We start from the raw sequence: 20225 nt of genomic DNA, 5'->3' as shown, positions 1-20225 counted from the left end.
TGAGCCGATTGCACGTCGGGGCCACGATGGGGTGACACTGATGGTCATGACCCGTTTTCGCCCCGTCGGCCTGCTCGCCGCGACCGTGCTCACGGTCGCCGCGCTGGCCGCGGGTTGTTCCGCGCCGGCCGGCGAACCCGGTCCGACCTCGCTGCCCGGACCCTCGCAGTCGAGCGCTCGGCCGAGCACCCCGCCCAGCAGCCCGTCGCCGAGCGGCTCGCCGTCCGGCGCCCCCCCGCCGTCGGACGTCCCCGCGCAGCCCGCACCCAGCGCGACGTCGTCCACCCCGCCCACGCCGGAGCCCGGCGAGCCCGACCTGTCGCTCGTGGCCGGCTGGAGCCTGGAGCAGAAGGTGGGCCAGGTCGTGATGGTCGGCCTGCCGGTCAAGGGCCCGTTCCAGCCCACGTTCGACATGCTGCGCGACCGGAAGATCGGCGGCGTGTTCCTGCACGGCCGCACCCACGCCGGCCGGCAGCCGGTGAAGAACCTGGTGGACGCCGCGGTGGCCGCGTCCACCTCGCCGGTGCCCCTCTTCGTCGCCACCGACCAGGAGGGCGGCGAGGTGCAGGTCCTGCGGGGGCAGGGCTTCAGCGACATGCCCAGCGCGCTCGACCAGGCGCAGCTCTCCCCGTCCGACCTGCGCGCCCGGTCGTTGACCTGGGGTCAGGAGCTGGCCGCCGCCGGCGTGAACCTCAATCTCGCGCCGGTCATGGACCTCGTACCGCAGCAGAGCGCGGCGTCGAACGCGCCGATCGGCGTCTTCGGGCGCAACTACGGCTACACGGCGGAGTCCGTGATCGCGCACGGCAACGCGTTCGCAGAGGGGCAGCGGGACGCGGGCGTGCAGACGTCGGTCAAGCACTTCCCGGGGCTGGGCCGGGTCACCGGGAACACGGACACCACCGCCGGCGTCACCGACACCGTGACCGGGCCCGACGACCCGTCGGTGGCGGTGTTCGACGCCGGCATCAAGGACGGCTCCGGCCTGGTCATGATGTCGTCCGCGATCTACTCCCGGATCGACCCCGACGCGCCCGCGGTGTTCAGCCCCACCGTGGTGGGGCTGGTCCGCGAGCACGGGTTCGACGGCGTGATCATCACCGACGACCTGTCGGCGGCGGTCCAGGTCGAGAGCGTGCCCCCGGGGGAGCGGGCGGTCCGCGCCGTCGACGCCGGGGTGGACGTGGTGCTCGCGTCCGCGCGGCCGTCCGTGGCCCCGGCGATGGTGGACGCGCTGGTCCAGGCGGCGAAGGCCGACCCGGCGTTCGCCGCCAAGATCGACGCCGCCGCGGCCCGGGTGGTCGCGGCCAAGGCCGGCCTCTGACGTCCTGCTGGTCGAGCTGGTCGAGACCCGGGTCTCGACCAGCTCGACCAGCGGCACCGGTCAGCGGTCCGCGAGCCCCAGCACGTCCAGCGTCCAGGCGTGCTCGAACGCCACCTGCTCCCACGCGGAGTAGCGCCCCGAGACGCCGCCGTGCCCCGCCGACATCTCGATCTTGAGCATCGCCGGCGCCCCCGCGGCCTGCAGCCGGGCCACCCACTTGGCCGGCTCCACGTACAGCACGCGGGTGTCGTTGAAGCTCGTGGTGGCGAGCACGCGCGGGTAGTGCGCAGCGTCGTCGGCCACGTTCTCGTACGGCGTGTACGAGCGCATGTACGCGTACACCTCGGGGTCGTTCAGCGGGTCGCCCCACTCGTCCCGCTCGGTGACGGTCAGGGGCAGCGTCGGGTCGAGCATCGACGTCAGCGCGTCGACGAACGGCACCCCGGCCAGCACCCCGGTGAACAGCTCGGGCGCCAGGTTGGTGGCGGCGCCGACGAGCAGCCCGCCGGCGCTGCCGCCGTCGGCCACCATGCGGTCGGACGCCGTCCAGCCGGTCGCGACGAGGTGGCGGCCGCAGGCCACGAAGTCGGTGAACGTGTTGCGCTTGGCGGCCAGCTTGCCGTCGTCGTACCAGGAGCGGCCCATCTCGCCGCCGCCCCGGACGTGCGCGACGGCGAAGACGACGCCGCGGTCGAGCAGACTCAGGCGGGCGATCGAGAAGTACGGGTCGATCGAGTACTCGTATGCGCCGTACCCGTACAGGAGCACGGGAGCGGGCTCGGCGGGAGCGTCGCCTGCGCCGGTCGGGTCGGACGACACCCCGAACCGCACCTTGTCCTTGCGCCAGACGAGCGAGATCGGCACGCGCGTGCCGTCCTCGGCCACGGCCCACTCCCGGCGCTGGTCGTAGTCGCCGGCGTCGTAGCCGCCGAGCACAGGCTGCTGCTTGAGCAGGGTGCGCTCGCCGGAGGCGACGTCGTACAGGTAGAGCGACGACGGCGTGACGAACGACGTGTAGCCCACCTTCAGGTTGGGCTGCTCCCAGACGCCCACGCCCGCGCCGACGGACTCCAGCGGCTGGCCGAACGAGATCTCCTGGAAGTCCCAGGTGACCGGGCCGCTCGCGGGGAGCTGGAGCACGGCCGAGCGGGAGATCGCCCCGCGGCGGTAGTAGAGCACCGCGTAGCGCTCGCTCGCGCTGACGCCCTCCAGCCGCACCTCGGGGTCGTGCGGCACGACGACGGTCGCCGACTCCGGGGCGACCCTCTCGCCGGGCGCCGGGACGGGGGAGGCGACCAGCTCGAAGTTCAGCGCGTCCTGGTTGTGCAGGATCAGCAGCACGTCGCCGGCCGAGCCAGGGGTCGCGACCGGCTCGACCTCCGACGGCGGCAGCACGGCGTGCTCCACCGAGTACTCGACGCCCTCGCGGCGCGGCCAGACGACGCGGAACTCGCCCGTCGGGTCGTCGGCCTCCAGCAGCCACGACTCGCTCGTCACCTTGGAGCCGAGCTCGATCTGCAGGTACTTCTTGGACCGGGACAGGCCCACGCCCACCCAGTACCGCTCGTCGGGCTCCTCGAAGACCAGCACGTCGTCGGATCCGGCAGCGCCGAGCTGGTGCCGCCAGACGCGCCAGGGCCGCCAGGCGTCGTCCACGGTCAGGTAGAAGACGTGCTCGCCGTCGGGGGTGAACATGGCGCCCGGCGCGGTGTCGCGCACCTCGTCGCGAAGGTCCTCGCCCGTGGCGAGGTCGCGGACGCGCAGCGTGTAGCGCTCGTCGCCCGCGGTGTCGGTCGCGTACAGCAGGCGGGTGCCGTCGTCGGAGACGTCGAGCGAGCCCAGGGCGAAGAACTCGTGCCCCTCGGCCTCGGCGTTCTGGTCCAGCATGACCTGCTCGCCCGGCACGGGCTGCCCGGGTTCGAGCACACGGGGCGTCCAGTCGTCCGGGCCGGCCACGGGGTACCGCGCGTGGATCGGGTACTGCTGGCCCTCGACCGTGCGGGCGTAGTACCACCAGTCGCCGTCGCGCGCGGGGACCGAGAGGTCGGTCTCCAGGGTGCGGCCCTTGATCTCGTCGAACAGCGTCTGCCGCAGCGGCGCGAGGTGCTCCTGACGGTCGAGGGTCCAGGCGTTCTGCGCCTCCAGGTGTGCGACGACCTCGGGGTCCTCCTTGTCGCGGAGCCACTCGTAGTCGTCGGTGAAGGTGTCGCCGTGGAAGGTGCGCTCCCGCGGGCGGCGCACGGTGAACGGTGGTTCGGTGGACGGGAGGACCCGCACGGAACCGGTCGGTCGATCGGCCGCGGGGGCGGCCGCTGGGGGAGTCAGGGCGTCGTCGGACACCGCGTCAGCCTAACCGTGACGACGCCCGGGCGAGGGGGCGTTCCGCGCCCTCCCCCTGCCCTCGACCATGGCACTCCGTGACCAGGGTGTGACCCACGGGTGTAACGAGTGACACATGGCACGGCTACACTCGCCGCACGCCGATGGCATCAGTTTGATGCAGGCCTGGTTAAGCAGGACTGAATCATGCTGGCGTCGTAGGCACCGAGACCTCGGAGCACCACACACCAGAACCGACGGAGGACCCGGCAGATGACAGCCGACCGACCGAACCTCGCGACGGCCGCGCGCAGGCTGCTGGCCACGCTCGCGGCCGCGGCCATCCCGGCCGTGATCGCCGCGGCACCTGCGATGGCTGCCGCTGCGCCCGCCGACTGCACACCCGACGACACGACCGCCTGCGTCGTGGCGATCGTCCTGGACGCGGAGAACAACCCCGTCCCCGACGTGGGCGTGACCATCTCCGGCGCGGGGTTCGAGACAGATGTGACCAGCACCCAGGAGGGGCCGGCGTCCGTGGAGGTGCCGCAGGTCGGTACCTACACGCTGACCCTCGACGAGGAGACCGTCCCGGACGGGCTCTTCCCGGACGCCACCGAGCTGCAGGTCACGGCACAGACCGGTAGCTCCGCGCGCGCGGCCTTCCGGCTGGGCACCACGCCCCCCGAGAGCGCCGAACCCAGCGGGGAGGCCACCACCGCCCCGAGCGAGGGCGAGCCCACGGACGCGGCGTCCGCCCCGGCCGCCGGGGACGAGGGCCTCGGCGGAGCAGGCACCGCCGCCACCGGTGGCGGCGGCCCGTCCCTCCAGCAGATCTGGCAGCAGTTCGGCTCCGGCATCCGGTTCGGCCTGCTGCTCGCCCTGGCCTCGGTGGGCATCAGCCTGATCTACGGCACGACCGGCCTGTCGAGCTTCTCGCACGGCGAGCAGGTGACGCTGGGCGCCATGTTCGGCTTCATCGGCATCAACTGGCTGCACATGCCGGTCTGGCTCACCGTGATCGGCGTGATCGTGATCTGCGCCGCCACCGGCTGGCTGCAGGACGCCGCCATCTGGGGCCCGTTGCGCCGACGCGGCACCCCGGTCACGCAGATGATGATCGTGACCATCGGCCTGTCGCTCGCGCTGCAGTACGCCATCCAGATGGTCATCGGCGGCCGGTCGCACCGCGTCCTGCCGCAGAACCCGAAGCCCCTGGAGATCGCGGGCATCACGCTCAGCACCGCCTCGTGGATCTCGATGATCGTCGCGGTCGTGGTGATCTTCTTCATCGCCTGGTTCCTCACCCGCACCCGGACCGGCCGGGCCACCCGCGCCGTCTCGGACAACACGGCGCTCGCCGCGGCCACCGGCATCAACCCGGACCGCATCATCCGCATCGTCTGGACCATGTCCACGGGCTTCGCCGGCCTGGCAGGCATGCTGCTGGCCATCTCGTTCGGCTCGTTCAACTGGTCGCTCGGCATGCTGCTGCTGCTCCTGATGTTCGCCGCCGTCACCCTCGGTGGCCTGGGCACGGCCTACGGCGCCCTGCTCGGCTCCCTCGTGATCGGCCTCGTCGTCGAGATGTCCACCCTCATCCCCGGAATGCCGAGCGACCTGCGCTACGCCTCGGCACTCGTGATCCTCATCCTCGTGCTGCTGTTCAGGCCGCAGGGCCTGCTCGGCCGCGCCGAGCGGATCGGCTGAAAGGAGAACCATCATGGAACTGAGCCGCATCCTCACCCAGGCGCTCGCCGAGCTCATCGCTCCGACCACGGCCGCCATCGCGCTGGCCGCCATCGGCCTCAACCTGCACTTCGGGTTCACCGGCCTTCTCAACATGGGGCAGGCAGGCTTCATGCTGCTGGGCGCCTACGGCTTCGGCATCGCCACGATCTCGGGCGCGCCGTTCTGGCTGGCCCTGCTCATCTCGCTCGCCGCGGGAGCCTTGTTCGCGCTCATCCTCGGCGCACCCACGCTGCAGCTGCGTGGCGACTACCTCGCGATCGTGACCATCTCGGCCGCGGAGATCATCCGAATGCTCGGCCGTGCCACCGTCTTCCAGGAATGGACCGGCGGCGCGGCGGGGCTCACGGGTGGCTCGTTCAAGGCGACGTTCCAGGAGCTGTCGTTCCTGCCCGCGGCGCCCGAGCGGGGTGCGTTCGGCCCGCTCGAGTACGTGTTCACGGGATCCGACTCGTGGTGGACCCGCCTGTTCTCGTGGGCCGTGGTGCTCATCGCCGTCCTCTTCGTCTGGCTCCTCACCCGCAGCCCGTGGGGCCGCGTGCTCAAGGGCATCCGTGAGGACGAGGACGCCGTCCGCGCACTGGGCAAGAACGTCTTCTCCTACAAGATGCAGGCGCTGGTGCTCGGCGGCATGTGCGGGTCGCTCGCCGGCATGCTGTACGTGCTGCCCAGGTCGGTCGCGCCCGACGCCATGGGACGTTCGCTGACGTTCTTCGCGTGGACGGTCCTGCTGCTCGGCGGCGCCGCCACCTTGTTCGGTCCCGTCCTGGGGTCCATGCTCTTTTATGCGGTCTACATGTTGCTCCGCGCGGGTATGCGCGAGGGTCTGGAAGGCGTGGTGACGGCCACGATGGTGGAGCAGATCGGTGGTCTGCTCGTCGGCGTGACCCTCATGCTGCTCGTCATCTTCCGCCCACAAGGAATCCTGGGGAACAAGAAGGAGCTCGCCTTCGATGTCCGATGAGACGACAGAGAACAAGGTGGCCGAGGTGACCGACCTGCCCGAGGCGACCGAGGCGACCGACGTGCCGGCGAGCACCGTCGAGGCGCTCGACACCGTCGAGCGCAGCGACACCGAGGCCGCGAAGGCCGCGGAGCACGTCCTGGCCGCGGTCGAGCCGAAGGTCGGCGTGAGCAAGCCGGACCCGATCCTGCTCGTCGACGACGTGCAGCGCCGGTTCGGCGGCATGACCGCCGTCGACGTCGACCACCTGGAGGTCCAGCGCGGGGTCATCACGGCCCTCATCGGCCCGAACGGCGCCGGCAAGACGACCTTCTTCAACCTGCTCACGGGCTTCGACAAGCCCAACCAGGGCTCGTGGTCCTTCGAGGGCAAGTCGCTGGGCGGCGTCAGCGCCGCCAAGGTGGCGCGCAACGGCATGGTTCGTACGTTCCAGCTCACCAAGGCGCTCTCCCGCCTGACGGTGCTGCAGAACATGCTCCTCGCCGCGATGGACAACCCGGGCGAGAACCTGTTCGGCTCGCTGGTGAAGCCGCTGTGGGCGGGCACCGAGAAGCGCAACACCGAGAAGGCGCTCGAGATCCTGGCGCGGTTCAAGCTCGACGCCAAGAAGGACGACTTCGCGGGCTCGCTGTCCGGCGGTCAGCGCAAGCTCCTGGAGATGGCGCGGGCCCTGATGACGGACCCGACCATGATCATGCTCGACGAGCCCATGGCCGGCGTGAACCCGGCGCTGGTGCAGTCGCTGCTGCACCACATCCAGGCGCTGCGCGACGACGGCATGACCGTGCTGTTCGTGGAGCACGACATGCACGCGGTGCGGCACATCTCCGACTGGGTGGTGGTCATGGCCGAGGGCAGGATCGTCGCCGAGGGGCCGCCCAAGTCCGTCATGCAGGACCAGGCCGTCGTCGACGCCTACCTGGGTGCGCACCACGACACCGACCTCGGGGACGACTCGCTGCTCGACCCCGCAGTGCTGGCCCGGCTCGAGGCCGAGGAGGAGAAGCGATGAACGACGCGGCCAAGACCGAGAAGCGGGAGATCCTGCTCAAGGCGACCGACATCGTGGCCGGGTACCTGCCGGGCGTGAACATCCTGAACGGGTGCAACCTGGAGGTCGCCAAGGGTGAGCTCGTGGGCATCATCGGCCCGAACGGCGCCGGCAAGTCGACGCTGCTGAAGTCCCTGTTCGGCCTGGTCCACGTGCGTTCCGGCAGCGTGACCCTGGGCGGCGAGGACATCACCAACCAGAAGGCGAACACCCTCGTGTCGCAGGGTGTCGGGTTCGTGCCGCAGAACAACAACGTGTTCCCCTCGCTCACCGTCGAGGAGAACATGCGGATGGGCGTGTACCTGCGGCCCAAGGCGTTCGCCGAGCGGTTCGAGTTCATCACCGACCTGTTCCCCACCCTGGGGGAGCGGCGCGCGCAGCGGGCGGGCGCCATGTCGGGCGGTGAGCGGCAGATGGTGGCCATGGCTCGCGCCCTGATGATGAACCCGTCGGTGCTGCTCCTCGACGAGCCGTCCGCCGGGCTGTCGCCGGTGCGGCAGGACGAGACGTTCCTGCGCACCCGGATGATCAACAAGGCGGGCGTGTCCGTCGTGATGGTCGAGCAGAACGCCCGGCGCTGCCTGCAGATCTGCGACCGGGGCTACGTGCTGGACCAGGGCAGGGACGCGTACACGGGGACGGGCAAGGAGCTGCAGTCCGACCCCAAGGTCATCTCGCTCTACCTGGGCACCCTCGCGGAGGACGTCGACAAGGCCTCCTGACCCACCCTGCCGAGGTAGAACCCTGGCGAGATAGAACTCTGGCGTACCCCCTGATCAGGGGGTACGCCAGAGTTCTATCTCGCTGCAGTTCTATCTCGCCGGGGTTCTACCTCGGCAGCCTGACGTCGGTCCAGGTGAGGCGGTGGTCGCTGCTCGGGAACGGGTAGACGCCCGTGAGCCGGGACAGCGGGTCGGCGGCGGCCGGCCAGAAGACGCCGGCGCCCTTCACGCGCAGGTCGCGCGACGGGAGCACGTAGTCGACGCGGAGGTTGCCCGGCGTCGTGTCGGCGAAGTCGGCCGTGTCGAGGGCCGGGTCGCCGTCGTGGGTCAGATTGGCGCCGGCCTGGAGCGCCGAGGCCTCGGGTGCGCCCGCCGACGTGGGCTGCGGGTCCGTGATGCGGGGGTGCCGCAGGAGCTGGTCGATCGCCGGGACGCCGTCGTCGCCCGTGGCGGAGTCGCCGTCGAGCGGGTCGGCGTTGTAGTCGCCCACGATCACGAACGACGACCCGGGCCGCAGCCCGCCGCGCCGGCCGTCGTCGTCGTAGATGTACCGGGCAGTACGGCCGCCGCGCACGTAGTCCGCCCAGAACCTGATCTCGTCGTGGTTGCGCAGGCCGTTCCGGTCCTCGGCGCCGTCGAACGACGGCGGGGTCGGGTGCGCCGCCAGCACGTGCACCGTCTCGCGACCCACGCGGACCGGCACGTCCCAGTGCGACTTGGACGACAGCGGCAGCACCGCCAGCTCCTCGGCGGAGTACCAGTCGGCCGGGGCAGCGGTGGCGGGGTCGTCCGGCAGGAGCGCACCCGGCATGTCCTGCCACGTGAAGTCCTGGAAGGTGCGGACGTCGCGGTGCCGGATCGGGTACTTGGACAGCACGACCATGCCGTACTGCCCCGGGAACAGGCCGAAGCCGAGCGCGTCGTCGCCGCCCCCGACGGTTCCGTCGTTGTTCAGGTCGAACCCGCTCGGGATCCCGGTGTTCGACGGTGCGACGAACGCGTACGGGTACTCCACCGGCCGGCCCGTGCCCTGCGCCACCTCCAGGTAGTTCTCGCGGAACAGGTCGGCCGCGGCGTACGGGTCGGCGTCGCCCGAGTAGTCGAACTCGTTGAGCAGCACGACGTCCGGGTTCGCGTGCTGGATCACCTCGGCCACCGTCGCTGCCTGGACGTCGTCGCCCGTGGACAGGTCGGCGACGAGCTCGCCCTCGGTCGCGCGGTTGAGCGACAGGTTGTAGGTCGCGGCGCGCAGGGTCCGGGGCGTGGTGTGGTCCCGGCCGTGCCCGGCCGACGTCGCCGCCGGGCCGCCGTCCGGCGTCGTACCTGCCGAGGCCGTGCTCGCCGAGGCGAGGAAGGCCCCGGCCAGCAGGGCCGCCGCCGCGGCCGCGCCGGTCAGGCGCGAGGGGGTGCTGGCTCGCATGACTGCTCCTTCGTCGGGGTGTCGTGCGCGGGTGGTCCGCATCGACACCGTAGGACGGCGCCCGCTCGTGCGGGTGAACGGCGCGTGAACAGCCCCGCCGACGGGGCGCTTCGTGCCGCGGCGCAGGTCGTCCGGCGGGCCGTGATCGAATCGTTGTGCGCTCGCCACCAGTACGGACGTTCGAGACGGTAGTTTTCCGGGGCGGCCGGAGGTGGCCGCGGCGAGGGCATCCGCCGTCGTGCCGAACCAAAGGAAGAACTTGATGATCCGCACCCTCCGTCCCGTCCGCCGTCCGGCCCGGCTGCTGGCCGCCGCGGCCGCAGCGACCGTCTCGCTGACCCTGCTCTCCGGCTGCTCGGTCCTCGACGGCATCCTGTCGAGCGGCGAGGCCCCGCGTGACGAGCCGGGCGGCGAGATCACCGCCTCCGCCGACGCGGACGCGTTCGAGATCCTGAAGGGCGACTGCATCGACCTGGAGGCCCTCGACGGCTACGGCGAGTCCGCGGAGGGCGAGGACTTCGAGGTCGAGTCGGTGCCCGTGGTGCCGTGCGCGGAGGAGCACACCGGCGAGGTCTACGCCGAGCTCATCATGGACGACGCCAAGTACCCGGGCGACGAGGCCATGTCGAAGAAGTTCGACGAGTGGTGCTACGACGAGTTCGAGAAGTTCGTGGGCGTCTCCTACGACGAGTCCGTCTACGGCTACACCGGCTTCTACCCGACCCAGGCCACCTGGGACCAGCTGAACGACCGCTCGCTGCAGTGCATCATCAGCTCCGAGGAGCCGTTCACGGGCAGCCTCAAGGGCGTCGCGGAGTAACTCCCGGCACGTCGGCGTGCGGCGTCGCGGTCCGGCGGGCCGCGACCCGCACGTCGACCGCGACGACCACGAGCGCGACGAGCACGAAGAACGCCCCGACCAGGGGCACCGTGTCGATGCCGACCGTGGCCACCACCAGCGCCCCGAGCGCCGCCCCGCCGCCGATCCCGATGTTGAACACCGAGCTCGAGATCGCGGTCGCCGACTCGGTGGCGCCCGGGGCGACCTGCATGGACAGGAACGACAGCGCCGGTGGGATCGCGCTGAACGCGAGGCCGAACAGGGCCAAGCCGGCCAGGGCGACGGCCGGGACGTGGCCCAGCGCCCACAGCAGCACCAGCGCGCCGGTGAGCAGGCCGAGCGCCACGAGCACCGTCTGCCACGGCCGGCGGTCGAGCACCTGGCCGATCAGCAGGGTCCCCGCCAGGCCCGCGGCACCCTGGCCCAGCAGCAGCGCGCTGAGCCAGCGGTCGGGGAACCCCGCCGTCTCCAGCAGGAACTGGGTGACGAACGTGATCATCATGAAGCCGCCCGTCACGAGCAGCACGGTGACCACCATGAGCACCACGAAGCGGCGCATGCTGGGGTGGGTGCCGGTGGCGGTGCCGCTCTGCTCGGCGTCGACGTCCGGCATGGCGATGGCCATCGCGAGGCACGCGAGCAGGCTCACCACGGAGAACACGAGGAACGCGGTGCGCCAGCCCGCCTGCTGGCCCACCCAGGTGCCGAGCGGCACGCCGAGCAGCGGGGCGAGCGAGTTGCCGATGGCGAGGCGCGCGATCATCTTGCCGCGGACGGCGGGGGCGAACAGGCTCGCGGCGGCCGGCGTGACGACCGACCAGAACAGCGCCTGACCCAGCGCCGTGACCATGCGCGCGGCCATCAGGTCCACGTAGCCGGCGGCGACCGCCGACCACAGCGTCCCGACGGTGCACACCGCGGTGGTCGCCGCCAGCACCCAGCGGCGCGGGAACCGCCGGGTCAGTCGCGAGAGCGGCAGCGACGCGAGCACGACGACGGCGGCGTACGCCGTGACCAGCAGCCCCACCTCGGACGTGCTGCGGCCCAGGTCGGGCGCGATGAGGGTGAGCAGCCCGCCCGGCAGGTTCTCCGCCGTCACGAAGGTGAAGGCGCTCACCGAGAGCGCGATCAGCGCGATGGCCGCGCGGCGCTGGTCCACCGGGGGCGCGGCAAAGGCCGCCGCTGGGGCAGGGGTGTTCGCGGTCATGGGATCTCCGGCGGGTCGACGGGCGCGGGCTCACCCGGACGACGAGCCGGCCCGGCGGACATCGACCAAAATACGCGGCCTCGAACCGATTCTACGAGCCCATTCCCGGCATACGTCCTGAACCAGAACTGTGTCCTAGGCAACATTGTCGTAATATTTCCCTGGTTTCCTCCTCCGTGGACAAAGGTGTCCAGCAGGTTCGGGGCCCGTACGCACCACCTCCTCGTCCCGGACGCAGCTCTCTTCACGGAGGAAACATGAACTCACGTCTCTGTGCGGTTGGTGCGGGAGCAGCGCTGCTGCTCTCGGCCGCCGTCGTGCCGATCACTGCTTCCGCGGCGCCGCCGGTCGAGGAGCCGCCGCAGCAGGCGGCGCCCGCCAAGGAGGACAACCGCCCCGACGCCCTCGCCGAGAAGCAGACCGAGAAGCGGCAGCTCGCCGTCGACATGGTCGCGACCGGTCAGGCGAAGGTCGAGACGCGCGGGTCGGGCAAGCACAAGTCCAAGGTCGTGGAGATCTCGCCGCGCGAGTACGTCGAGTACGGCGTCGAGGAGACCGCGCAGCTCTTCAGCATCCTGGTCGACTTCGGCGACCAGACCGACGAGCGCTTCCCGGACGCGGCCGCCGGCCCGGCGCACAACGAGATCCCGGAGCCCGTGCGCAGCGACAACTCCACCTACTGGGAGTCGGACTTCTCGCGCGAGCACTACCAGGAGATGTTCTTCACCGGCCTGGAGGACCAGGACGGCGAGTCGTTCGCCGGCGTCTACGACGAGATGTCGTCGGGCCGGTTCGACCTCCAGGGCGACGTGTCCGACTGGGTCACCGTGCCCTACAGCACGGCCTCGTACGGCACCACGGAGTCCGGCGCGGACATGACGCGGTTCATCCAGGACTCCGCCGACGCCTGGTACGACCAGCAGGTCGCGGCGGGCAAGTCCGCCGCGGAGATCGACGCGTACCTGAAGTCGTTCGACGTCTGGGACCGCTACGACCTGGACGGTGACGGCATCACGGCCGAGCCCGACGGCTACATCGACCACTTCCAGGCGATCCACGCCGGGGAGGGCGAGGAGGCCGGCGCGCCCGAGGAGGCCATCTGGTCGCACCGCTGGTCGGTCAACCAGGGCGGCTTCGGCACCGACGGCCCGGCCGGGTTCCCGAAGGTCGGCGGCATCAAGATCGGTGACTCCGACATCTGGATCCGCGACTACACCACGGAGCCGGAGAACGGCGGCCTGGGTGTGTTCGCCCACGAGTTCGGCCACGACCTCGGCCTGCCGGACTACTACGACACCGCGGGTGGCGAGAACGGCACCGGCTACTGGAACCTCATGAGCTCCGGCTCGTGGATGGGCCACGGCGACGGCACCATCGGCACCACGCCGAACCACATGGGCGCCACCGAGAAGCTGTTCCTGGGCTGGCTCGACTACGAGGTCGTGGAGCCGGGCGAGACCGAGCGCATCAAGCTCGGCCCGTCGTTCCATGCCACGACGCGCGCGCAGGCGGCGATCGTGAACCTGCCGGACGGCGTCGCGCGGGAGGACGTGGGGATCGCGCCGTTCGACGGCGAGTTCGTCTACTCCGGTACCGGCAACGACCTGAACAACACGATCGCCTCGCCGTCGTTCACCGTGCCGGCCGGCGCCTCGCTGACCGCCAAGGTGCAGTACGACATCGAGGTGGACTTCGACTACGCGTTCGCCGAGATCTCGACGGACGGCGGCTCCACCTGGACCGCCCTGCCGAACAACCTGTCGACGGACGAGGACCCGAACGGCACCAACCCGGGCTCCGGCATCACCGGCACCTCGGACGGCGCGTGGGTCGACCTGACCGCCGACCTGGCCGACTACGCCGGTCAGACGGCTTCGGTGCGCTTCCGCTACTCCAGCGACGGTGGCACCAACGAGACCGGCATCGTCGTCGACGACGTCGCCGTGGGCGACGCCCTGACCGAGGACTTCTCGGACGCGACCGACTGGTCGGCCGACGGGTTCACCACGGTGGGCGCCGACGGTACGTACGAGGTCACCTTCCAGCACTACTACGTGGCCGAGAACCGCGTGTACGGCGGGTACGACGCCACGCTGAAGACCGGCCCGTACAACTTCGGCTGGAGCTTCACCAACGGCAACAAGGTGGAGCACTACCCGTACCAGGACGGCCTGCTGGTCTGGTACGTGAACAGCCGGTACGGCGACAACAACACGTCGCAGCACGCGGGTGGCGGCCAGGCCCTGCCGATCGACGCCCGCGCCAAGGCGCTGAAGTGGTCGGACGGCACGATCGCCCGCAACCGCATCCAGTCCTTCGACGCCACGTTCGGCCTGCAGAAGACCGACGTGCTCTCGCTGCACCGTGAGGTGTCGGCCACGTCGCTGACCTCGCTCAACCTCTGGAAGCAGAAGGCCGTCCCGACGTTCGACGACACCAACCCGCTCGCCTACTACGACGCCGACAACCCCGGCCACTCGGTCAAGGTCGGCGGCACCGGCACCACCATCAAGGTGCTCACGGAGGACAGCAAGAACGGTCACATGACCATCCAGGTCAACTGATCTCCTCCCCGCACTGACGGGTCAGACGCTCAGGTCCCTCGGGTGACCTGAGCGTCTGACTCGTTCTGCGGGCACTACGCTCGAACGCATGACACACCTGCGATGGGGCATCCTGGCGGCCGGCGGGATCGCCGCGAGCTTCACATCAGACCTGAACGACAACGGCTTCACCGTGCAGGCGGTGGGGTCCCGATCCCTGGAGAAGGCCCGCGAGTTCGCCGACCGGTTCGGCATCCCGACGGCGCACGGCTCCTACGAGAACCTGGTGGCCGACCCCGAGGTCGACATCGTCTACGTGGCCACGCCGCACCCGTTCCACGCCGAGGCGGCGAAGCTGGTGCTGGAGGCCGGCAAGCACGTGCTGGTCGAGAAGCCGTTCACGCTCAACGCCGCCGAGGCGCGCGAGATCGTGGACCTGGCGGAGTCGAAGGGGCTCGTGGTCCTGGAGGCCATGTGGACCCGGTTCCTGCCGCACATGGCGCGCGTGCGCGAGATCATCGCGTCGGGCGCGCTGGGCGAGGTGCGCACCCTGATGGTGGACCACACCCAGGACCTGCCCGACGACCCGGCCCACCGCATCAACGACCTCGCTCTGGGCGGCGGCTCCCTGCTGGACCTGGGCATCTACCCGGTCTCGTTCGCCTGGGACCTGTTCGGCGAGCCGCTCACGGTGCAGTCGCACGCGACGTTCAAGGAGACGGGCGCGGACGCCACCGTCGCCACGATCTTCGGGTACGACGGCGCCCGGGTCGCCACGACCGTGTCGGCGTCCGACACCCGCGGGCCCAACCGGGCCTCGATCCTGGGCACCGAGGGCCGCATCGAGATCGACGCGACCTGGTACAACCCGTCGACCGTGCACGTCTACGACGCCTCGGGCACCGAGACCGAGACGTTCCGCGCCGAGGTGACGGGCCGCGGCATGCACTTCCAGGCGGCCGAGGCCGAGCGCCTGGTGGCGGCCGGCGAGCTGGACAGCCCGCTGCTCCCGCGCGAGGAGTCGGTGGCGATCATGGCCACGCTGGACACGATCCGCGAGCAGATCGGCCTGGTCTACCCGGGCGAGTGACCTGACCCGCCTTCCGCCGTCACCTTTGAGGCCCGGCTTTCTTCGCTTTCAGCAGCCTGAAAGCGAAGAAACCCGGGCCTCAAAGGTGAGCAGGCTTCCGGACCTGCTGCGACTAGCGGTACCGTGGCCCCGCCAACGCGGGGAGCTCGGGGTAGCCGGGCTGAGAGGAAGGCCTGGGCACCACGCCCGACGCCGTCGACCCGATCACTTGAACTGGGTAATGCCAGCGGAAGGACGTGCCTGACGGCACGGGCGTTCGGTCGAGGCCGTCCCCTGCGCGGGGGCGTGGTCGCGCGCCCTCTGTCGGGAACCGGCGACCTCTGGCCTGCCCGTGCACCGGAGGTCGCACATGCTCGCCGAGATCCAGGTCTCTCCCCGCCCCAGCGGCACGCCCGACGCGAAGTACGCATACGTGGACGCCGCCATCGCCGTCATCCAGGCGTCCGGGCTCACCTACGAGGTGGGCGCCATGGGCACGTTCGTCCAGGGCAGCCCCGACGAGGTGTGGGCGCTGCTGCGCGCCGTCCACGAGGCGACGCTCGCCGCCGGCGCGGACGGCGTCCAGTCCAACATCAAGGTCAGCCAGGGTGCCGACGACGCCGGCCCCACCATCTCTGACCTCGTCACCAAGTTCCGGGCGTGAGCACGCGCGCCGTCGTGCCCGACGGCGGACGCCGGGCCGGGCGGGAGCGTCGCCCGGCCGGGCAGGAGCGGGGCGTCGCCCGCGATGCCGGTCGTCGCGATGCCGGACGGCGGGCCAGACGCGTGCTCGCCCCGCTCCTGACCGTCGCGGCGCTGCTCACGGTGTGGGAGGCCTGGGTGCGCCTCGCGGACGTGCCCGAGTTCGTGCTGCCCGCACCGTCCCGGGTGGCCCGCACCGCCGTCGAGGTGGCGCCGCTGCTCGGGCCGCACGTCGCGACCACGCTGACCGAGGCCGCGGCCGGGCTCGCGCTCGGCGCGGTCGCCGGACTGCTGCTGAGCATCGTGGTCACGGCCTCCCGCGTGACCGGCGACGCCGTCTACCCGCTGGTCGTGCTCACGCAGACGGTGCCGGTCGTCGTGCTCGCGCCGCTGATGATCCTGTGGGCGGGCTTCGGCCTGCTGCCCAAGGTGATCCTCGTGTCGCTCACCGTCTTCTTTCCCGTCCTGGTCTCGGCGGTGGGCGCGATGCGTGCCGTCGACGCCGAGCACGCCGACATGGTCGCCGGCCTCGGCGGCACCCGCCTGGACCAGTTCCTGCTGGTCCGGCTGCCGGCGTCGGTCCCCGGCGCGCTCGCGGGCCTCCGGGTCGCCGCCACCTACGCGGTGGGCGCGGCGGTGGTCGCCGAGTACCTCGCCGGGCAGTCCGGCCTCGGCGTGTTCGTGCAGCGGTCCCGCAAGGCGTACGCCGTGGACCAGATCTTCGTGGGCGTCGTGCTGATCGCCCTCCTGTCCGGCCTGTTCTTCGCCCTCGTCGCGGCGCTCACGCGCGTCGCGACGCCGTGGCAGAGAGGAAAATCATGAAGTTCTCCCGTACCCCCGTCCTGGCTCTCGCCGCGCTGGCGCCCCTGGCGCTCGCGGGCTGCGGCGCCGCCGCGGGCACCCCGGGCACGGCGTCCGACGGCGGCCTGCGCGAGGTCACCGTCGTGCTCGACTGGACGCCCAACACCAACCACGCCGGCCTCTACCTGGCCCAGGCCGAGGGCTGGTTCGAGGAGGAGGGGCTCGACGTCGAGATCGTCGAGCCGGGCGAGACCTCCGGCCTGCAGCTCGTCGCGGCGGGTCAGGCCGACTTCGCGTACTCCGTGGCCGAGGGCCTGGTCCCGGCGCGGGCGGCGGGCGCCGACGTCGTCTCCGTCGCGACCGTGATCGAGCACAACACCTCGTCCCTGATCAGCCTCGCGGACGACGGGATCACGCGGCCCAGGGACCTGGAGGGCAAGCGGTACGGGTCGTACGAGTCCGACCTCGAGAAGGCGCTGATCAGCAAGCTCGTGGAGTGCGACGGCGGCGACCCGGCGCGGGTCGAGTTCACGCCGCTGGTCAGCGACGACTTCCGCATCGGCCTGACCGAGGACCAGTTCGACACCGCCTGGGTGTTCGACGCCTGGGACACGATCCGGCTCGGCGAGGTCGACGGGCTCGACGTCGACACCCTCGCGTTCCGCGACCACCTCGACTGCATCCCGGACTGGTACACGCCGCTCGTGGCGACGTCCCGGTCGCTGCTGGACGAGGAGCCGGACGTCGCCCGCGGGTTCCTGGCCGCGCTCTCGCGCGGGTACGAGGAGGCCGCCGCCGACCCCGACCAGGCGGCCCAGGTGCTGCTGGCGGCCGCGCCCGAGCTCGACCCGGAGCTGGTCGGGGCGAGCGCGCGGTGGATCGGCCCGCGGTACGCGTCCGGCGAGTGGGGCGTGCAGCGCGCGGAGGTGTGGGACGGGTTCGTCGGGTTCCTCGAGGAGGAGGGGCTGACCGAGCCGGGGTTCGACACGGACGCCGCCTGGACCGACGACTACCTGCCGGGCGCGGGCGCCTCCGAGGATGCGGGCGCCTCCGAGGATGCGGCCGGCGCCGCGGGCGACACCGACGCCGTCGACCAGCCGTGAGCGTGCTCGCGGCGCACGGGCTGAGCGTCCGGTTCGGCGACGTCCTGGCACTGGACGGCGTGGACCTCGCGGTCGCGGACGGCGAGTTCGTCGCCGTCGTCGGACCCTCGGGGTGCGGCAAGTCGACGCTGCTGCGCGCGCTCGGCGGCATGCTGCCGCCGGGCGCGGCGGTGTCGGGGGAGCTCGCGCTGCCCACGCTGCCGGACGGCGCGGCCGCCACCGCCTGGATGCCGCAGCGGGACGGGCTGCTGCCGTGGCGCCGGGCGTGGTCCAACGCCCTGCTCGGCGCCCGGATCGCGCGGGTGCCGCGGGCCGAGGCCGAGGCCCGTGCCGCCGAGCTGTTCGAGACGTTCGGCCTGGCGGGCTTCGAGCGGGCATGGCCCCACGAGCTGTCGGGCGGGATGCGGCAGCGGCTCGCGCTGCTCCGCACCTGTCTGGCCGGGCGGCCCGTGCTGCTGCTCGACGAGCCGTTCGGCGCGCTGGACCCGATCACGCGGCGGCGGATGAACGAGTGGCTGGCGGGGGTCGGGCTCGCCGACGCCGGTCGATCGGACGGGTCCGCCGGCGTCGGGCAGCGGGCCGTGGTGCTCGTGACGCACGACGTGGACGAGGCTCTCGCCCTGGCCGACCGCGTGGTGGTGCTCGGCGCCCGGCCGGGCCGGGCGGTGCTGGACGCCGCCGCCCCGGGCCGGGACGAGGTGCTCGCCGCGCTCGAACCGCTGCCGCGCCGGTCGTGACCGTCGTAGCGGCGGTCAGCTCTCGGCGAGCACGGCGGCGATCAGGCCCGGGAACTTGTCGTCGAGCTCGTAGCGGCGGAGCTGGATGGCGTGCGTGCGGCCGTGCACGATCGTGCGCGTGAGGCCCGCCTCGCGCAGCGTGCGGAAGTGGTGCGACATGGTCGACTTCGTGAGGTCCAGGCCCCAGCCGTCGAGGGTCTTGGGCTTGGGCTCGCCGTCGGCCAGGTGGCGCAGGATCTGCAGGCGCACCGGATCGCCGAGGGCCTTGAGCACGTCGACGAGCTCGACCTCGGCCATGTCCGGGCTGGGATAGTCACCCATGACTCACCTCGACATCGGTCCGCGCGAATAGTTCGACAACCATCGAACTGTCGCGTACGCTCGATGGTATGACGTTCATCGAACAATCATACTCGCTGCGGGGTGCCTATCTCCGGATCTCGGCGATCGCCGCGGCGCTGTTCGTGGTCGGCACGAACGCCTTCGTCATCGCGGGCGTGCTGCCGCAGATCGCCGACGGGATCGGTGCGAGCACCAGCGCCGTCAGCTACTCCATCTCCTGGTACGCGATCATCGTCGCGGTCGTCGCGCCGGTCGTCTCCGTGGTGTTCGCCCGTGCGTCCCGCGCCGCCCTGATGGGCGCCGGCATGGGCCTCATCGCCGCAGGCATCGCCCTCTCGGCCATCGCCGGCGACCTCACCGTCTTCACCGCCGGGCGCGTCGTCGCCGCGTTCGGCGGAGCCGCGCTCATGCCCGCCGCGATGGCGGCCGCCCCCACGCTCGTACCCCCGGAACAGCGGGGACGCGCGCTCGGCGTCGTCGGCCTCGGGTTCATGCTCGCGACCGCCGTCGGCTCCCCGCTGGGCACGGCGTTGGCGGCCCTCGGGAGCTGGCGGCTCGCCCTCGGCATCCTGGCTGCGCTCGCGGCGGTGCTCGCCGTCGTCGTCGCGGTGCTCGCACGCACCGTGCCGACCGGGTCGGTGCCCGGCCTCGCCGCCCGGTTCGCGGTGCTGCGCGACGTCCGGATCGGCCTGGCCCTGATGACGGCCCTGCTCTTCACGGCCGCGTTCAACATGGTCTACATCTTCAGCTCGGCCGTGACGCGTGGCGTGACCGGTGGCAGCGGGACGGCGCTCGCGACGCTCCTGCTGGTCTTCGGCGCCGCCGGGCTCGTCGGCAACTGGCTGGGCGGCTCCCTCACCGACCGGATCGGGGCGCGGCCCACCGCGGTCGGCGCCCTCGCCGTGGTCGTCGTCTCCCTCGGCGCGCTGTTCGCGGCGGAGGACTCGTACCTGGGCACCGCCGTGCTGTTCGGGGTCTGGGGCCTGGGTACCGCCACGGCTCTCGTGCCCATCCAGCACCGCCTGGTCGACGTCGACCCTGCCGTCGCCGGGGTGTCGCTGTCCTGGTACTCGACGGCGATGTACGTCGGGATCGCGGTCGCGCCCGTCGTCGGCGCGTCGGTGCTGCCGTTCGGCGCGGCGTGGCTGGACCTGCTCGGTGCCGGTGCGGCCGCGGCGGCGCTCGCCGTCTTCGCCCTGGGCTACGCGCTGCCCCGCCGGGCCACCCTCGCCTAGATGTAGTTCCCCGGAAGGTTGTGAACGGCGTGGCGTGATCGGAAAGTAGCGAGGACCTCCGGTATCGAAGGGGTTACCACACCAACCTTCAGCCCG

17 protein-coding genes are annotated in these 20225 nt (G+C 71.6%); 13 read left to right on the top strand and 4 right to left on the bottom strand.

The window, feature by feature from the left end; translation table 11 throughout:
* Positions 1-46: 46 nt before the first annotated feature.
* Positions 47-1324, top strand: coding sequence for a glycoside hydrolase family 3 N-terminal domain-containing protein (locus tag ACZ7LE_RS00085; protein WP_470401392.1), 1278 nt, complete (start codon positions 47-49; stop codon positions 1322-1324).
* 60 nt (positions 1325-1384) lie between these two features.
* Here the strand turns inward: ACZ7LE_RS00085 and ACZ7LE_RS00080 are convergent, their stop codons facing one another.
* Entirely contained in the window at positions 1385-3601 is a 2217-nt protein-coding gene (locus tag ACZ7LE_RS00080; protein ID WP_470403258.1) for a S9 family peptidase, read from the bottom strand.
* Between the two features lie 315 nt (positions 3602-3916).
* On the opposite strand from ACZ7LE_RS00080, the gene ACZ7LE_RS00075 reads away from it, so the two are divergent.
* Genes ACZ7LE_RS00075 through ACZ7LE_RS00060 form a run of 4 tightly spaced genes read left to right on the top strand, consistent with a single transcriptional unit; the run spans position 3917 to position 8129 of the window.
* Complete coding sequence (locus ACZ7LE_RS00075; protein WP_470401391.1) at positions 3917-5353, top strand: branched-chain amino acid ABC transporter permease; 1437 nt, start codon at positions 3917-3919, stop codon at positions 5351-5353.
* A 13-nt stretch (positions 5354-5366) separates the two neighbouring features.
* Positions 5367-6356 carry a branched-chain amino acid ABC transporter permease gene (locus ACZ7LE_RS00070; protein ID WP_285100480.1) on the top strand — a complete coding sequence of 330 codons (990 nt, stop codon included), beginning with the start codon at positions 5367-5369 and terminating at the stop codon, positions 6354-6356.
* Positions 6346-7368 (top strand): ABC transporter ATP-binding protein, encoded by a 1023-nt coding sequence (locus ACZ7LE_RS00065; protein WP_470401390.1) that lies wholly within the window; start codon positions 6346-6348, stop codon positions 7366-7368. The genes ACZ7LE_RS00070 and ACZ7LE_RS00065 overlap by 11 nt, the downstream gene beginning before the upstream one ends.
* Positions 7365-8129, top strand: a complete 765-nt coding sequence (locus ACZ7LE_RS00060; protein ID WP_470401389.1) for an ABC transporter ATP-binding protein — start codon at positions 7365-7367, stop codon at positions 8127-8129. Before ACZ7LE_RS00065 ends, ACZ7LE_RS00060 begins: the two co-directional genes overlap by 4 nt.
* A 106-nt stretch (positions 8130-8235) precedes the next feature.
* Here ACZ7LE_RS00060 and ACZ7LE_RS00055 read toward each other — a convergent pair whose 3' ends face one another.
* Positions 8236-9549: an endonuclease/exonuclease/phosphatase family protein gene (locus ACZ7LE_RS00055; RefSeq protein ID WP_470401388.1), complete on the bottom strand. Its 1314-nt coding sequence runs from the start codon at positions 9547-9549 to the stop codon at positions 8236-8238.
* Between the two features lie 262 nt (positions 9550-9811).
* On the opposite strand from ACZ7LE_RS00055, the gene ACZ7LE_RS00050 reads away from it, so the two are divergent.
* The gene (locus ACZ7LE_RS00050; protein ID WP_470401387.1) at positions 9812-10369 is read left to right on the top strand and encodes a septum formation family protein; all 558 of its coding nucleotides are present in this window, start codon (positions 9812-9814) and stop codon (positions 10367-10369) included.
* Here ACZ7LE_RS00050 and ACZ7LE_RS00045 read toward each other — a convergent pair.
* Positions 10350-11597 (bottom strand): MFS transporter, encoded by a 1248-nt coding sequence (locus tag ACZ7LE_RS00045; RefSeq protein WP_470401386.1) that lies wholly within the window; start codon positions 11595-11597, stop codon positions 10350-10352. The two genes, ACZ7LE_RS00050 and ACZ7LE_RS00045, sit on opposite strands and share 20 nt — an antisense overlap.
* Positions 11598-11854: 257 nt before the next feature.
* Between ACZ7LE_RS00045 and ACZ7LE_RS00040 the strand changes: the two genes are divergently transcribed.
* The 6 genes from ACZ7LE_RS00040 to ACZ7LE_RS00015 all read left to right on the top strand — a co-directional run bounded on the left by ACZ7LE_RS00040 (position 11855) and on the right by ACZ7LE_RS00015 (position 18552).
* Positions 11855-14161, top strand: coding sequence for an immune inhibitor A domain-containing protein (locus ACZ7LE_RS00040; RefSeq protein ID WP_470401385.1), 2307 nt, complete (start codon positions 11855-11857; stop codon positions 14159-14161).
* An 88-nt stretch (positions 14162-14249) separates the two neighbouring features.
* Positions 14250-15230, top strand: coding sequence for a Gfo/Idh/MocA family protein (locus tag ACZ7LE_RS00035; RefSeq protein WP_377232569.1), 981 nt, complete (start codon positions 14250-14252; stop codon positions 15228-15230).
* 349 nt (positions 15231-15579) lie between these two features.
* Positions 15580-15873, top strand: coding sequence for a thiamine-binding protein (locus ACZ7LE_RS00030; protein WP_470401384.1), 294 nt, complete (start codon positions 15580-15582; stop codon positions 15871-15873).
* Positions 15870-16733, top strand: a complete 864-nt coding sequence (locus ACZ7LE_RS00025; protein ID WP_470401383.1) for an ABC transporter permease — start codon at positions 15870-15872, stop codon at positions 16731-16733. Before ACZ7LE_RS00030 ends, ACZ7LE_RS00025 begins: the two co-directional genes overlap by 4 nt.
* Entirely contained in the window at positions 16730-17815 is a 1086-nt protein-coding gene (locus tag ACZ7LE_RS00020) for an ABC transporter substrate-binding protein (protein WP_470401382.1), read from the top strand. The genes ACZ7LE_RS00025 and ACZ7LE_RS00020 overlap by 4 nt, the downstream gene beginning before the upstream one ends.
* Positions 17812-18552, top strand: coding sequence for an ABC transporter ATP-binding protein (locus ACZ7LE_RS00015; RefSeq protein WP_470401381.1), 741 nt, complete (start codon positions 17812-17814; stop codon positions 18550-18552). Before ACZ7LE_RS00020 ends, ACZ7LE_RS00015 begins: the two co-directional genes overlap by 4 nt.
* Positions 18553-18567: 15 nt before the next feature.
* Here the strand turns inward: ACZ7LE_RS00015 and ACZ7LE_RS00010 are convergent, their stop codons facing one another.
* Positions 18568-18873 (bottom strand): ArsR/SmtB family transcription factor, encoded by a 306-nt coding sequence (locus tag ACZ7LE_RS00010; protein WP_470401380.1) that lies wholly within the window; start codon positions 18871-18873, stop codon positions 18568-18570.
* 68 nt (positions 18874-18941) lie between these two features.
* Between ACZ7LE_RS00010 and ACZ7LE_RS00005 the strand changes: the two genes are divergently transcribed.
* The gene (locus ACZ7LE_RS00005; protein WP_470401379.1) at positions 18942-20129 is read left to right on the top strand and encodes an MFS transporter; all 1188 of its coding nucleotides are present in this window, start codon (positions 18942-18944) and stop codon (positions 20127-20129) included.
* The last annotated feature ends 96 nt before the right edge of the window (positions 20130-20225 follow it).

It is taken from the genome of Promicromonospora sp. NPDC110617 (assembly GCF_055598465.1).
Note: the sequence above shows the minus strand (reverse complement) of the source record. Positions and strands in the feature narration are given on the sequence as shown.